Origin of the sequence: Amycolatopsis sp. NBC_00345 (assembly GCF_036116635.1) — a bacterium.
Lineage (GTDB): Bacteria > Actinomycetota > Actinomycetes > Mycobacteriales > Pseudonocardiaceae > Amycolatopsis.
The window spans coordinates 9,108,134-9,122,565 of record NZ_CP107995.1; the positions used below are offsets into that span (position 1 = coordinate 9,108,134).

Sequence of the window (14,432 nt, forward strand, 5' to 3'; positions counted from 1 at the left end):
AGGCCTCCTTACCCGCGTCCTACGCGGGTAAGGAGGCCTTAACGGCTTTGAGCGTGAGCGTTGGAGAGCTACTCGGAAGGCGTGCCTTCGGCGTCGGAGCCGTTGTTCGCCTTGGCGTCGGCCGCGGCCTTGGGGGAACGGCCGTTGCGCGAGCTGCGGCGCGGCTGGCGCGGCGCGGGCGGCGGCGGGGAGATCTGCTGCACGGCCGGGCCGCCGCCGAGCATCAGCTCCGCGAAGGTGGCCATGGCCTCGTCCAGCTGGCCGCCGATGCGGCGCACGGACTCGTCGTTGCTGCGGCGCACCAGCGAGTCCACCGAGTCGGTGTCCGGCTGCTTCGCCAGCGTGCCCTCGACCTTGGACAGGCCGGTCTTGAGCGCGCCGTCGAGGTCACCGAGCTGCGAGACGAAGCCGTCCTCCACCTTGTCCAGGCGGTTGCCGAGGTCGTCGAGGCGCTGGGTGACGTTCTCGAGCCGGTTGCCCAGGTTCTCCAGCCGGTCGGACGAGTCGATCATCTCGCCGGTCTCGGTCAGCGCCGTCTTGAGCGCCTCGGTGCCGGCGTTGATCCGCTCCTTGGTGGCGCGGTCCAGCTCGTCGACGCGCGAGCGCAGCTCGTGGTCGGTGGTCTCGATGCGCTCGCGCAGGCTGGCGTCGGAGGTCTCGATGCGCTCGCGCAGCGCGGCCTCGGCCGACTCGACGCGCTCGCGCACCGGGCCGAGCACCGACTGCGGGATCGACTCGAGCTTGGCGTCCTGCTTGTCCAGGTGGCCGCCCAGCTCGTCGATCCGGCGGTGGATGTTCTGGAGCTTGTCCTCGAGCCCGTCCATCCGGCCCGCGACACCCTCGAACCGGGCCGCGACACCGTCCAGGCGGCCGTCGAGCTGGGCGAACGGCTTCGCCAGCTTGTCGACGATGCTCTCCACCGCGTGCGTGATCGCCGCGATGGCGTTGTCCTGGGCCTCGAGGCGGGTCATGGCCTCGTCGAGGCGCTCGGCGAGCACGCCGACCTCGGTGCGGTCGGGCATCTCGGACAGCCGCTTGCGGACCGCGCCCAGCGAGTCGACCGGGGCGAGCCGGGCGTAGATGTCGTCCAGCGCGTCGAAGATCTGCTGCTGTTCGCTCTCACGCACCTCGGCCGCGCGCACCAGCATGTTGCGCATCCGGTCGAAGGACGGAGCTGCAATGTGGTTGTCAGTGGTCACTGCTGTGTCCTTCGTCGGCGGGGAAATGGAAGGGACGTGGGACGAAGCTTATCGATAAGAAAATTGCGCTGCGTGTGGCCCCCGTGAACGTGGGATAACGGCCGGGCTACCCGGATGGCCGATTCGATCCTTGATCGACAAAGCTGAGGGTTGCCTCGGGGCTCTGAGTTACGGCCATGTAGGGGAATGACAGCGAGGTTACCGTTGGGGCATGTCAGATGTAACCCCGCTCGGCGCTGAGACCCTGCGCCAGGCCCCCAAGGTCCTGCTGCACGACCACCTGGACGGCGGCCTGCGTCCCGCCACCGTCGTCGAGCTGGCGGAGGCGACCGGGTACCCCGGCCTGCCGACGACCGACGTCGACGCCCTCGGCCGCTGGTTCCGGGAGGCGGCCGACTCGGGCTCGCTGGTGTCCTACCTGGAGACGTTCGCCCACACCTGCGGGGTGATGCAGACCGAGGAAGCGCTGGTCAGGGTGGCGGCCGAGGCCGTCGAAGACCTGGCCGCCGACGGCGTCGCCTACGCCGAGGTGCGGTACGCGCCAGAGTTGTTCGTCGAGCGCGGCCTGTCACTCGATGCGGTGGTCGAGGCTGTGCAGGAGGGGTTCGCCGAGGGAACACGGCGCGTGGCCGCCGAGGGGGGCCGGATCGTCGTCCGGACGTTGCTCTGCGCGATGCGCCAGCACGCCCGTTCGCTCGAGATCGCCGAGCTGGCGGTGCGCTACCGCGACGCCGGCGTGGCGGGCTTCGACATCGCCGGGCCGGAGGACGGATTCCCGCCGACCCGCAATCTGGACGCATTCGAGTATTTGCGCCAGAACAATGCGCATTTCACTATTCATGCCGGAGAGGCGTTCGGACTGCCCTCTATTTGGGAGGCGATCCAGCACTGCGGCGCGGAACGGCTCGGGCACGGCGTGCGGATCGTCGAGGACATCAAGACCGATTCGGACGGAACGGTCCACCTTGGACGGTTGGCGAGCTACGTGCGGGACCGCCGGATACCGCTGGAGATCTGCCCGACGTCGAACGTCCAGACCGGCACCGTGCCGTCGTTCGCCGAGCACCCGATCGGGCTGCTCGCCCGGCTGCACTTCCGGGTCACCGTGAACACGGACAACCGGCTGATGAGCGGATGCACGATGACCAGCGAATTCGCCGCGCTGACCGCCACGTTCGGGTTCGGCCTCGACGATCTGCGCTGGTTCACCATCAATGCCATGAAATCCGCGTTCCTCGATTTCGACTCCCGGCTCGCGCTGATCAACGACGTGATCAAGCCCGGGTACGCCGCTCTGGGCTGAGTCAGCTGCTTCCGGACGTGATCGCCAGAACGGCGGTTGCGTCCTTTAGCATGCCCAACTAATGTTCACCATGTAGGAAGTGGTTCCCATATTTTGAGACGGTGACAAAGATGGCGCAGGTCGCGGCCGATGGCGCAGTGCGGGAAAAGCCCAGTTCTCGACGGTGGCTCATCCTCGCGCTCGGCCTCGCCGCGCAGACCGCGAGCTGCTCGTTCCTCTATGGACTGCCGTTCCTGGTGCCCGCGATGCGCGCCGCCGAGGGCCTGTCCCTCGCCGAGGCGGGAACGGTCGTCGCGGCGCCCAGCATCGGGCTCCTGCTGACCCTGATCGTGTGGGGCGCGGCTGCGGACCGTTACGGAGAGCGCCTGATCATGGCCCTCGGGCTGGGGGTCTCGGGGCTACTCTTGGTATACGCCGCCGTCTGGCATCACCCAGTCGGCCTACTCATTGGGATCTTTCTCGTCACCGGAGCGTGCACGGCCTCGGTCAACGCGGCGAGCGGCCGGGTCGTGATGGGCTGGTTCGCGAAATCCGAGCGCGGCGTCGCGATGGGCATCCGCCAGACGGCCCAGCCGCTGGGGGTCGGCGTGGCCGCGCTGGGGCTGCCGCCGCTGGCCGCGCACTGGGGTTTCCAGGCCGCGATGCTGCTGCCGGCCGCGCTGGCGATCCTGGTCTCGCTGCTGGTCGCCGCGTTTGTGGTCGACCCGCCGCGTCCGCCGCGCGCGGCTGCGGGGGAGAAGCCGCCGTCGCCGTACCGGAAGCCCTGGCTGTGGCGGGTGCACGGGGCGAGCGCGCTGCTGGTGGTGCCGCAGTTCGCGGTGTCGGCGTTCGCGCCGGTGTACCTGGTCTCGCAGCAGCACTGGAGCCCGTCGGGGGCCGGGGTGTTCCTCGCCGTGGCCCAGGTGCTGGGCGCGGCGGGACGGCTGGGGTCGGGTTACTGGTCGGACCGCGTCGGCAGCCGGCTGCGGCCGATGCGCCAGCTCGCCGTCGCGAGTGTGGTGGTGATGCTGCTGGTGGCGGTCGGCGACGTGAGCTGGCTGTGGCTCGTGCTCGTCGCCCTGGTCCTCGCCGCGGTCATCACGGTCGCCGACAACGGCCTCGGCTTCACCGCGTCGGCCGAGCTGGCGGGCGTCGCGTGGTCGGGCCGCGCCATGGGCACGCAGAACACCGCCCAGAACATCGCGGCCTCCCTCACGCCGCCGCTGCTGGGCCTGGTCATCGGCGACAGCCGGTACGCGCTGGCCTTCTGCGTCGCCGCGATCTTCCCCGCGCTGGCCATCGCCGTCGTCCCGGTCCGCGCGGAGTCCGAAGCGGACTGACTTCCCGTCAGGCCTGGGCGGCGGAAGTCCGCAGCCCGTCCAGGAAAAACGACAGGTGACGGCGCCAGGCGTCGGGTGCGGTGTCGATCGATTCGTGGATCAGCTGGGACATCGCGCCGACCAGGGAGGCCAGGTCGGACGGCTCGAAGTCGGGGCGCAGCCCGCCGGCGGCCTTCGCGCGGGTGAGGATCCGGTCGGCGTGCTGGAAGCCCTGGTGGCAGGCCTCGAGGACGGCGGGGCTGAGCGGGAGCCGCCGGGCGAGGGCGTCGTTCAGGCCGTGGTCCTTGGCCTGCATGGTGAACAGGCCCTCGATGAACTCGACGAACCCGCGCCACGGGTCCGGCTCGGCCAGTGCCCGTTCGGCGATCTCGTCCAGTGCGGCCAGCTGTGCGGGCAGGATCGCGTCGAGGAACGCCTCGCGGGTGGGGAAGTGGGCGTAGAGCGTGCCGATGCTGACACCGGCGGCGCGCGCGATCTGCTCCAGCGGCGCGTCGAGCCCGTGCTCGGCGAACGCGCGGGTCGCGGCGGCGAGCAGCTTGTCGCGGTTGCGCGCGGCGTCCGCCCGCAGCGGCTTGGGTCCGGCGGCCATGCGGCCATCCTACAAGTCGAGGGCACCCTCGGGTTTTGTGGTAGCGTCGGCGGCGAAATCGAGGTGACCCTCGACTTACTGGGGAAAGGAATTCCACCATGGCTGCAGCGACCCGCCCGACCGCCGTTGTCCTCGGGGCCGGGCCCGGGCTCGGGATGTCCATCGCGCACCGGTTCGGGCGCGAGGGGTACGACGTCGCGCTCGTCTCGCGCACCGACACCCGCCACGCCGGTTACCTGGCTTCCCTCGCCGACGCCGGGATCACCGCCGAGGCCTTCGTCGGTGACGTCCGCGACGGCGTCCTGACCACCCTCGACGCGATCACCGAACGGTTCGGGGCCATCGACTTCGTCTACTACGGACCCGCGGGGACCGACCCGGACAGCTTCCCCACGGCCATCACCGAGGCCGATTCCGCCGCGGTCGCGCGGGCGATGAGCTGGGTGTACCCGGCGATCGACGTGGTCGGCCGGGTGCTGCCCGGCATGCGGGAGCGCGGCCGCGGCGGGCTGCTGTTCGCCGGCGGGCTCAGCTCGGTCCGGCCGATGCCCGCGCTCGGCGCCCTCGCCGTTTCGGCGGCGGCGCTGCGAAACTACGCCGTGACCCTCCACGCGGGACTCGACGGCACCGGCGTCTACGCGGGCAGCCTGACCATCGGCGGCGTGATCGAGCGCGGCGACATCCACCGCATGGTGGCCTCGCGGCCGGAGGAGTTCGGCGACGTCGCCCGCGCTCACCTCGACCCGGACGCCATCGCGGACGTCGCCTGGCAGCTGTACTCGGACCGGAGCGAGGCCGAGGCCGTCGTCAGCGTTTTCGACTGAGCGGTAGAGAAAAACCGTAAAAAACGACCGGAGGCCGCCCCCGCGGGGACGGCCTCCGGTCGGACGAACGTCAGGTTCAGACCACCGTGAGGCGGTTCTCGAACGATTCCACCAGCTTGCGCCACGCGCCCTGCTCCGCCTCGAACGGCGCGCTCGGTTCGAGGCGCGTCGGGTCCGGGCGCAGGACGAAGGAGACCAGCCAGCCGAGGCTCTCGTTCGCGGCCAGCGCGGCCTCGACGGTGTCGTCGCCCGCCCAGTCGGCGGCGTCGGTGATCAGCTCGACCGCCAGCTCCAGCTGGGTCGCGTCGATCGACTCGGGGCCCTCGGCGATGTCGTCGTCCAGGCCGCCCAGCACGTAGGTGTTCTCGGTGTCGACCTCGACCTCGAGCTCGCCCGCGGTGGCCTTGGCGACCACCTCGTCCCAAGTGGACACGTCGGCGATGTCGGTGTCGGCCAGGTCCTTGCCGCCCTTGATGGCCTTGAGCAGCGCCTTCTCGGAGGTGAACACGTCGATCTCGCCGTCGCTGCCCAGGAACAGCGGCTTGTCGTCGAGGTAGCAGCGCAGGGTGTAGTACTCCGTGCCGGAGGTGACGATCTTGATCGGGTCGATCCCGACCTCGCCCCAGAAGCCGACCGGCTCGTCGTCTTCCTCCTCCTCGTCGGAGTCGGGCGCGTCCACGGCCTCGAGGTCCTCGGGCTGCGCGGCCTCGGCCTCGGCCGACTCCTCGTGGAACGCGGCCAGCTCCTCGGCCGTCTGCTCCAGCACCGCGGCGTCGACGTCGGGCGTCGTGACCAGGTTGTCGATCGCGTCGAGCACGATGTCCCACTTCTCGGACACGGCCTTCGACAGGTCGTTCCAGAGCGCCTCGCCCTCACGCCCGGTGAACGGCAGCCGGCCCTGCTCCAGCAGCGAGAAGCCCTCGTACGCGTCGAGGACTTCGTGCACCTCCTCCAGCTCGCACACGTCGGCGAGCGAGCGGACGATGCCGACGATCTCGGCCAGCTCGGCGATGGTCCACGAGTCCGGCTCCTCGGCCACCAACTCGGGCACGCCGACCAGGTCGTAGGAGTGGTCGTCGTCCGGGATCAGCTCGGGCACGTTCAGCGCCGGCACCGCGTCCCACGCCGGGTGGTCCAGCAGGTCGTGCTGCTCGGACGTGCGCACGAAGGCGGCCAAGTGGGCGGCGTCGGGGAAGGCGTACAGGTCGTCCTCGTCGCCGAGGAACGCTTCCCACTCCTCGCCGTCCTCCCGCCACCGCGGCGCCCACAGGGTGACGACGTCGCCCTGCGGCAGTCCGAGTTCGATCGGGATGATGTCCTGTGCCATTCCTGAACCCTCCGGATGTACCGCCCGTGTGCGCGCTCGCCCGAAAGTATCCCCCGGTCGGTGCGCGGTACCGCGAAGCCTACGGGTTTGGGCAAGCAGCCGCGATCGCCCCTCACCAAGAAACCGGCCAAGGGATGGCACGATGGGTCCCGCGATGACACTCACAGACCTCCTGCCTGCGGATCCCGATCCCGACGCCCTGTTCGAAGCCTTCTCCACGTGGACGGCCGAGCGGGGCATCCAGCTGTACCCGGCGCAGGAGGAGGCGCTGATCGAGGTCGTCTCCGGCGCGAACGTGATCCTCTCCACGCCCACCGGCTCCGGGAAGAGCCTGGTGGCCGTCGGCGCCCACTTCACCGCGCTCGCCCACGGCCGCCGCAGCTACTACACGGCGCCGATCAAGGCGCTCGTCTCGGAGAAGTTCTTCCAGCTCATCGAGATCTTCGGCGCGGACAACGTCGGGATGATGACGGGTGACTCGTCGGTCAACGCCGATGCCCCGATCATCTGCTGCACCGCCGAAATCCTGGCGAACATGGCGTTACGGCTCGGTGCCGACGCGCCCGTGGGCCAGGTCGTGGCCGACGAGTTCCACTTCTACTCCGAGCCGGACCGCGGCTGGGCCTGGCAGGTCCCGCTGATCGAACTGGACAAGGCCCAGTTCGTCCTGATGTCGGCGACCCTCGGCGATGTGTCCTTCTTCCAGAAGGACCTCACCCGCCGCACGGGCCGGACCACGGCCGTGGTCACCTCGGCGGAGCGGCCGGTGCCGCTGACCTTCCGCTACGCCCTCACCCCGTTGCACGAGACGATGTCCGAGCTGCTCCACGGCGGACAGGCGCCGGTGTACGTGGTGCACTTCTCGCAGGCGGCGGCGATCGAGCGCGCGCAGACGCTGATGAGCATCAACGTGACCACCAAGGCCGAGAAGGACGCCATCGCCGAGCTGATCGGCGGCTTCCGGTTCTCCGCGGGCTTCGGCAAGACGCTGTCCCGGCTGGTCCGCCACGGCATCGGCGTGCACCACGCCGGCATGCTGCCGAAGTACCGGCGGCTGGTCGAGACGCTCGCGCAGTCCGGGCTGCTCAAGGTGATCTGCGGGACGGACACGCTCGGCGTCGGCATCAACGTGCCGATCCGCACGGTGGTGTTCTCGGCGCTGACCAAGTACGACGGCGTGCGGCAGCGGCACCTCAAGGCGCGCGAGTTCCACCAGATCGCCGGCCGCGCGGGCCGCGCCGGGTACGACACCGACGGGTACGTGGTGGTGCAGGCGCCCGACCACGTCGTGGAGAACGCGAAGGCGCTGGAGAAGGCGGGCGACGACCCGAAGAAGCGCAAGAAGATCGTCCGGAAGAAGGCGCCCGAGGGCTTCGTCAACTGGACCGAGAGCACGTTCGACCGGCTGATCGCGGCCGAGCCCGAGCCGTTGACCTCGAGCTTCCGGGTCAGCCACTCGATGCTGCTGAACGTGATCTCGCGGCCCGGCAACGCGTTCGAGCACATGCGGCACCTGCTGGAGGACAACCACTCCGACCGGCCGGCGCAGCGCAAGCTGATCCTGCGCGCCATCGCGATCTACCGCGCCCTGCTGACCGCGGGCGTGGTCGAGCGGCTGCCCGAGCCGGACGAGGACGGCCGCATCGTGCGGCTCACGGTCGACCTGCAGTTCGACTTCGCGCTGAACCAGCCGCTCTCGCCGTTCGCGCTGGCGGCGGTGGAGCTGCTCGACCTGGAGTCGCCGTCGTACGCGCTGGACGTCGTGTCCGTTGTGGAATCCACTGTGGACAACCCGCGGCCGGTCCTGTCGCAGCAGCAGTTCAAGGCCCGCGGCGAGGCCGTGCAGGCGATGAAGGCCGAGGGCATCGAGTACGACGAGCGGATGGAGCTGCTCGAAGGCGTCACGTACGCGAAGCCGTTGGAGGAGCTGCTCACCGGCGCCTACGAGTCTTACCGGCACGGTCACCCGTGGGTCGCGGACTACGAGCTTTCGCCGAAGTCCGTGGTCCGCGACATGTACGAGCGGGCGATGAACTTCGTGGAATACGTGGGGTTCTACCAGCTCGCCCGGTCCGAGGGCCTGGTGCTGCGCTACCTCGCGGACACCTACGACGCGCTGCGCCACACCGTCCCGGACGAGGCGAAGACCGAGGCGCTGCAGGACCTCATCGAGTGGCTGGGCGAGCTGGTCCGCCAGGTCGACTCCAGCCTGCTCGACGAGTGGGAAGCGCTCCGTCATCCGGGCGAAGAAGGCCCCGTCTCGCAGCGTCCGCCGTCCGAGCCGCCCGGGGTCACCCGCAACGAGCGGGCGTTCCGCGTGCTGGTGCGCAACGAGCTGTTCCGCCGCGTGGAACTGGCCGCCCGCCGCAACTTCTACGCACTCGGCGAGCTGGACGCCGAAGCGGGCTGGGACGCGGACGCGTGGGAAGACGCGATCGAGGACTACTTCGACGAGCACGAGACGCTCGGCATCGGCCCGGACGCCCGCGGCCCGGCGCTGCTGCTCATCGAGCAGGAGACCGACCTCTGGCGCGTCCGCCAGATCTTCGACGACCCGGCCGGCGACCACGACTGGGGCATCAGCGCCGAGGTCGACCTGCGCGCTTCGGACGAGGTGGGTGCCGCGGTGGTGCACATCGTGGACGTGAACCAGCTGTAGCCGCTCTTGTCCCGGGGATGGGTCAGGACGGCGCGAGGATGGCTTGGGCGTCGAAGCCGGACATCCACAGGCTGATCGTGAAGGCGGCGGTCGCTTCGAGGAGGGCGGCTCGGGACAGGTCGCCGGCGGGCAACGGCGTGCAGCCGACGTCGCGGACCAGGGTGGAGACCGTCGTGACCGCTTCGGGTGAGCCGCACAGCGGGATGGCCACGGGGCGGCCAGCGAAGACCGGTGGGGTGAGGCGCAAGACGTCCACGTGCACCAGGTTGAACGCCTTCACCACCGACGCCCCCGGCGCCAGCTCCGCGATCCGCGCCGCGACCGGTGCCCCCGACGGCGGGTCCTCGCTGGTCGGGCCCGGGTCGTTGGTGCAGTCGACGAGGATCTTGCCGCTCAGGGACAGCGGCGGCAGCAGTTCGGCCAGCGCCGGGACGGGCAGGGCCAGCAGGATGACGTCGGCGAACTCCGCGGCCGCCGGCCAGGAGAGCGTGCGGACGGCCGCGGGGTTCGGGCCGGCGGTGCTGAGGCGGCCGGCCAGCGCGGCGGCCCGCGACGGGTCCCGGCCGGCGACGGCGAGGTCGTGGCCCGCCCGGGACCACGCCGTGCCGAGGGCGTCGGCCATGCCGCCGGTGCCGAAGAGTGCGATGCGCATGAAAGGGTCCTCCCATAGGTGCGAAGTGCACCCGACGTTAGAGACCCCGCCAGGAACCGAAAGGTAACCAGCGCATGGAGTTCCTCGCAGACTGCCGCACCCGGCTCGCGTTCGACCTGGTGGCCAACACGTGGCATCCCGTGGTGCTGTGGGCGCTCAAGGACGGGCCGCGCCGGCACGCGGACCTTCGCCGGGGCATCGGCGGCATCAGCGCGAAAGTGCTCACCGAAGCCGTACGGCGGCTGGAGCACGACGGTCTCCTCACCCGCGTCGACGGCGCGTACGGCCTCACCGAGCTGGGCCGGACGTTCCTCGAGCCGATCGAAGGCTTCAGCCGATGGGTCGTGGAGCACGGGGACGCCGTCCTCGCGGCGCAGGCAGCTGCGGAGGCGGCCTCGGGGTCAGGCCGCGACTAGCCGCGGACGCCGCCCGCTCAGCAGCACGACCAGCATCACCACCGACAACGCCGGCAGCGGATAACCCAGCAGCAGCCCCACAACCGTGTCCGCCACCGGCGCGGCGACGCCCAGCACGAACACCCACCGCGGCGCCGTTCCCGGGCGCCGGGCCGGGCTCCGTTTGTTCCGCCCCAATGTGGCGTTGGTTGCGTTGGACGCACCGAACGCCACATTGGGTGCGTTGAGCGCACCGAACGCCACATTGGGGCGCATTCCGCCGTGGCGCACGGGGACGCCGCCACCGAGGTGAAACCCGGGTCACGGCTTGGCTTGCAGCAACGCCGGGGACCCGGCGAACCCGTGCCGCTCATATGCGCGCACGGCTCGGGTGGAGGAGTGGACGGTGACCCGTTCCAGTCCGAGCTCCGCGGCCAGATGCAGGACGGCGTCGATCAGCAGCCCGCCGAGCCCGCTGTCGCGAGCTTCCGGCACGACGTAGACGCACTGCACGTCACCGGACGCGCGCGAGAACACCCGTGGCGTCGGCACCCGCGCGGTGATCGCGAGGAACGCCATGCCGATCAGCTGCTCGTCCCGGAGGAGGACGAGGCATCGGTGGGTGGCCGCGTTCTCCCGCGCCCAGGCGGTGAACTCCCTCACAAATTCGGCTAGCCCGCCGTCGGGCAGGCCGTCCTGCTCCGCCACCCAACGCCACCGCAATGCGGCGACGGCCTCGAGTTCGGCGAGACGGGCGGCGCGGACCTCGGCCTTTGGCATGCGCCCATTCTGCTTCGACGCCGTAACAGGGACACTCGGGCACTGATTCCGTCGAGGCGCTCCGCCGTTGATCACCCGGTGTTAGCTTGAAATTGGCTCCCCTTGTTCGCCCTGATCAGTGAAAGAGACACCCTTCGTGAGTAATCCGTTGGTCGCGCCGGTGAAGGATTCGACGACGTCGGTGTCGGGTGTGCCGTTGCTGGAGGATGCGACCGGGCTGAAGTCGGCGATCGAGAGCAAGGACTGGGCCGGGGTCGCGATGGGCGCGGTGGGGACTGCGCTGGACGCGCTCACCGCGGTGATGGACCCGTTCGGCGCGATCTTCGCCGCAGGTGTGGGTTGGCTGATCGAGCACGTAGGTCCGTTGAAGGAAGCGCTGAACGCGCTGACCGGGGATGCGGATCAGATCGCGGCGCAGTCGGAGACGTGGGCGAACGTCGCCAAGGAGCTCGAGAGTGTCTCGGCGGAGTTGACCGATCTGGTCAAGAAGGACTTGGAGAGCTGGAAGGGCGACGCGGCGGACGCGTACCGGAAGAAGGCGGAGGACACTTCGGCGCTGATCGCCAGTGCGCAGAAGGGTTGCGAGGGCGCGGGCAGCGGGGTCAAGACTGCGGGTGAGGTGGTCGGGGCGGTTCGCACGCTGGTGCGTGACACGATCGCCGAGTTGGTGGGGCACCTGATTTCGTGGGCGTTGCAGGTGGTGTTCACCCTCGGCATCGGGATGACGTGGGTGGTGCCGCAGGTTATCGCCGCGGTGGCGAAGACGGCGTCGAAGATCACTCAGGTCACCACGAAGCTGGTGAAGGCGATCAAGGCGCTGGTGCCGCTGCTGAAGAAGGCCGGGACGCTGTTCGAGGACGCGGGCAAGGCGCTCAAGAACCTCAAGGGCGGCAAGGTCAAATCGGCCGACAAGCCCAAGGACATCAACGTCAAGTCCGACAAACCCAAGTCCGATCCCAAGGACAACGAGCACACCGACCCCTCGGGCAGTTTCGGTGGCCCGCCCGGCAAAGGGCCGGACCGCTCCGGCGAGTCCGGCGGCGGCAAGGACGGCTCGGACTCGCCGGACAACCCGTTCGGCGGCCCCGGCGGACGGCCGCGCAAGACCTTCCAGCAGATCAAGGCCGAGAAGGAGCGCCAGCGCCTGCGCGAGCGGGTGGAGCAGCAGTTGCGCCGGAACCAGTCGCGACGGCAGCAGGATCCGCCGGCGCAGGATCACGAGATGAGTGACCCGCCGAAGGATCATTCGGATACTGACGCGCCGTCGCAGGACCACGAGATGACTGACGCGCCGCCGAAGGAGCATGATCCGCCGAAGGACCAAGATCCCCCGGCACAGGATCACGAAATGAGTGACCCGCCGTCACCGGAGCACGAGAAGCCGGATTCGCCGCCGCCGCCGGACGGGCCGGAGCAGGGGCCCCACGGGCCGCCGCCCGGGTGGCCGACGGACGCGATCACCAGCGGCCACTTCAAGTCCCGTGAAGACGCCGAGATCTTCATGAAGCACGAGTATCCGGACTTCGACAAGATCAACCAGCAGAAGTACGACAACAACGTCCCCGACCACAACACCAACTGCGGCAACTGCACCAGCTCCACGGCCGATCTGCTGCTGCACGGAAAGGTGAACCCGGCCGGGCCGTCGAAGCCCCAGACGCTCACCGACGTCGAGGGCCGGACCGACTTCGGCGGCAAGTTCCAGCCCGTCGGCGACTACGGCAAACTGCACCAGGACATGCTGAGCTCGCCGCCGGGAACACACGCGTCGATCGCGGTCAAGTGGCCCGGTGAGTCGGTCGGCCACTTCTTCAACGCGCACCGGGCTCCCGACGGCACGGTGCGTTACCTTGACGGACAGTCGGGCCTGCCCGCCGACATGAGCAGGCCTCCCTCGGAGATCTGGACCATGAAGTACCCGCTCCCCGGGGCGGCCGTACCGTGACCATGGCCCCGAATGTCTGGCCGTCCCCGAGTAGGAGCAGGTAAGCACCGAGATGACGGACCCGATTTCCGCCGCCGCCGGCTGGCTGCGGCAGACCTACGGCGGACGTGTCGTGGTGGCGGGCACCCGCCCGATCGCCGAAGGGCGGCACAGCTGGCTCGTGGCCTGCCGGTTCGCCGACGAGGTGATCCGCGGGCACGCCGCCCCGCAGCCGCTGCTGGCCTCGACGGTGCTCGTGCCCAAGGACGGCGGCGATCCCTTCCCGGCCGCGAACTCCGCCCCGCTCGACGAGCTGCTGAACGTCGGGCCCGGCGCCCAGGGCGGGCAGCCGTGGCGCTCGCGAGTCAACGCCCGCGGCTGCCTGCTGGCCGCCGACGCGTTGCTGCACGGCGCCCCGGCCAGCGCGTTGAGGTGGGAGCCGGAGCACGAGCAGCCCGACTGGTGGTCCCGGCTGCTGGCCGCGCACTTCCCCGACGCGGTGACCACCCGGCACCTCACCTGGGCTTCGGCCAGCGAAACGATCGCGGCGACCGGGCCGGGCGGCGGCGCGATCGTGTGGCTGCGCCGGCGTTACCGGGACGCGGAGATCACCGGCCACCTGCTCTACGCCGACAGCACGGCCCGCGGGGTGATGGTCCTCGACCCGCAGCGCGGCCTGCCCGCGGCGGTGCAGGACAGCGAGGTGCTGGAGCTGGTCGTGGCCGCGTTCCGGCACGCGTCGGTGGAACCGGTGCCCGCGCCGTGGCAGGCGCCGGCGGCCGACCTCGCCGCGGCCGTGCGGAAGGCCACCGCGTGGCTGGAGGCGACCTACGACGGCGAGGCGGTGCTGGTGGCACCGTCCGAAGTGGACCGGACCAGCCGGGGCTGGCTGTTCGCCTGCACCACACGCGAGTTCGCCGCGACCGGCGACTGGCACCACCAGATGCTCGACGCCGCGCTGGTCGTCCCGCAGGACGGCGAAGCGCCGTTCGGCCTGCCCAACGACGATCCGTGGACCTACTTCCAGCGCTGGGACGGCGGCGCCCCGGACCTGCCAGCCCCACCGGACACCGGGGCCGCGGCCTGGTTCGCGCCGACGATGGCCGGCCTCGGCCCGGTCCGCGCCGAGCGCCTGCTCGCGAGCTGGCCCGAGGTGCTCGCCGAGCTGGCGACCCTGCCCGAGGGCACCGCGGGCCTGGTGTGGGCGCGCCGGCAGGACCGGCACGGCCGGGAGACCGTCGGGAACCTGTTCCTGGCGGTGAACGAGGGCGGCGAGCCCCGGATCGCCGACGCCCGCGAGCCGCAGGCCCCGCCCCGGATGGAGAACAGCCCGCTGGGACTGGTCGTGGTGACCTACGCGCACGGGGTCGTGCCCACCGGCCGCTGAGCGTCCGGCTGAAGCGCCCCAATGTGGCGTTGGTTGCGTTGAGCGCACCCAATGTGGCGTTCGGTGCGTTGAGC

General features: G+C 70.4%; 13 protein-coding genes and 1 pseudogene. 8 read left to right on the forward strand and 6 right to left on the reverse strand.

Translation table 11 applies throughout. From position 1 onward, the window contains the following. Nucleotides 1-68: 68 nt before the first annotated feature. Complete coding sequence (locus OG943_RS41520) at nt 69-1,199, reverse strand: PA containing protein (RefSeq protein WP_328606350.1); 1,131 nt, start codon at nt 1,197-1,199, stop codon at nt 69-71. 211 nt (nt 1,200-1,410) lie between these two features. Here OG943_RS41520 and OG943_RS41525 point away from each other — a divergent pair, with 211 nt between their 5' ends. Together OG943_RS41525 and OG943_RS41530 are read left to right on the forward strand one after the other, a co-directional pair. Further along, the gene (locus OG943_RS41525) at nt 1,411-2,502 is read left to right on the forward strand and encodes an adenosine deaminase (RefSeq protein ID WP_328606351.1); all 1,092 of its coding nucleotides are present in this window, start codon (nt 1,411-1,413) and stop codon (nt 2,500-2,502) included. 110 nt (nt 2,503-2,612) lie between these two features. Beyond that, nucleotides 2,613-3,821 carry an MFS transporter gene (locus OG943_RS41530; RefSeq protein ID WP_328612301.1) on the forward strand — a complete coding sequence of 403 codons (1,209 nt, stop codon included), beginning with the start codon at nt 2,613-2,615 and terminating at the stop codon, nt 3,819-3,821. A 7-nt stretch (nt 3,822-3,828) separates the two neighbouring features. Here the strand turns inward: OG943_RS41530 and OG943_RS41535 are convergent, their stop codons facing one another. Then, nucleotides 3,829-4,410, reverse strand: coding sequence for a TetR/AcrR family transcriptional regulator (locus tag OG943_RS41535; protein ID WP_328606352.1), 582 nt, complete (start codon nt 4,408-4,410; stop codon nt 3,829-3,831). A gap of 98 nt (nt 4,411-4,508) precedes the next feature. Between OG943_RS41535 and OG943_RS41540 the strand changes: the two genes are divergently transcribed. Further along, nucleotides 4,509-5,234: an SDR family NAD(P)-dependent oxidoreductase gene (locus OG943_RS41540; RefSeq protein WP_328606353.1), complete on the forward strand. Its 726-nt coding sequence runs from the start codon at nt 4,509-4,511 to the stop codon at nt 5,232-5,234. Between the two features lie 76 nt (nt 5,235-5,310). Here the strand turns inward: OG943_RS41540 and OG943_RS41545 are convergent, their stop codons facing one another. Next, nucleotides 5,311-6,561, reverse strand: a complete 1,251-nt coding sequence (locus OG943_RS41545; RefSeq protein WP_328606354.1) for a primosomal protein — start codon at nt 6,559-6,561, stop codon at nt 5,311-5,313. Between the two features lie 154 nt (nt 6,562-6,715). Here OG943_RS41545 and OG943_RS41550 point away from each other — a divergent pair, with 154 nt between their 5' ends. Further along, nucleotides 6,716-9,220 (forward strand): DEAD/DEAH box helicase, encoded by a 2,505-nt coding sequence (locus OG943_RS41550; protein WP_328606355.1) that lies wholly within the window; start codon nt 6,716-6,718, stop codon nt 9,218-9,220. 22 nt (nt 9,221-9,242) lie between these two features. Here OG943_RS41550 and OG943_RS41555 read toward each other — a convergent pair whose 3' ends face one another. Next, nucleotides 9,243-9,872: an NADPH-dependent F420 reductase gene (locus OG943_RS41555; RefSeq protein ID WP_328606356.1), complete on the reverse strand. Its 630-nt coding sequence runs from the start codon at nt 9,870-9,872 to the stop codon at nt 9,243-9,245. Nucleotides 9,873-9,946: 74 nt separating this feature from the next. Between OG943_RS41555 and OG943_RS41560 the strand changes: the two genes are divergently transcribed. Beyond that, nucleotides 9,947-10,288 carry a winged helix-turn-helix transcriptional regulator gene (locus OG943_RS41560; RefSeq protein ID WP_328606357.1) on the forward strand — a complete coding sequence of 114 codons (342 nt, stop codon included), beginning with the start codon at nt 9,947-9,949 and terminating at the stop codon, nt 10,286-10,288. Here OG943_RS41560 and OG943_RS41565 read toward each other — a convergent pair. Together OG943_RS41565 and OG943_RS41570 are read right to left on the reverse strand one after the other, a co-directional pair. Next, nucleotides 10,274-10,465, reverse strand: coding sequence for a hypothetical protein (locus tag OG943_RS41565; protein WP_328606358.1), 192 nt, complete (start codon nt 10,463-10,465; stop codon nt 10,274-10,276). The two genes, OG943_RS41560 and OG943_RS41565, sit on opposite strands and share 15 nt — an antisense overlap. A gap of 123 nt (nt 10,466-10,588) precedes the next feature. Beyond that, entirely contained in the window at nt 10,589-11,047 is a 459-nt protein-coding gene (locus tag OG943_RS41570) for a GNAT family N-acetyltransferase (protein WP_328606359.1), read from the reverse strand. Between the two features lie 136 nt (nt 11,048-11,183). Here OG943_RS41570 and OG943_RS41575 point away from each other — a divergent pair. The 3 genes and pseudogenes from OG943_RS41575 to OG943_RS41585 form a co-directional block, all read left to right on the forward strand. Beyond that, a pseudogene (locus OG943_RS41575) lies at nt 11,184-12,140 on the forward strand (WXG100 family type VII secretion target); the annotation flags it as partial. 408 nt (nt 12,141-12,548) lie between these two features. Continuing rightward, nucleotides 12,549-12,992, forward strand: a complete 444-nt coding sequence (locus OG943_RS41580; protein ID WP_328612302.1) for a toxin glutamine deamidase domain-containing protein — start codon at nt 12,549-12,551, stop codon at nt 12,990-12,992. A 52-nt stretch (nt 12,993-13,044) separates the two neighbouring features. After that, complete coding sequence (locus tag OG943_RS41585; protein WP_328606360.1) at nt 13,045-14,358, forward strand: YrhB domain-containing protein; 1,314 nt, start codon at nt 13,045-13,047, stop codon at nt 14,356-14,358. Nucleotides 14,359-14,432: the final 74 nt, after the last annotated feature.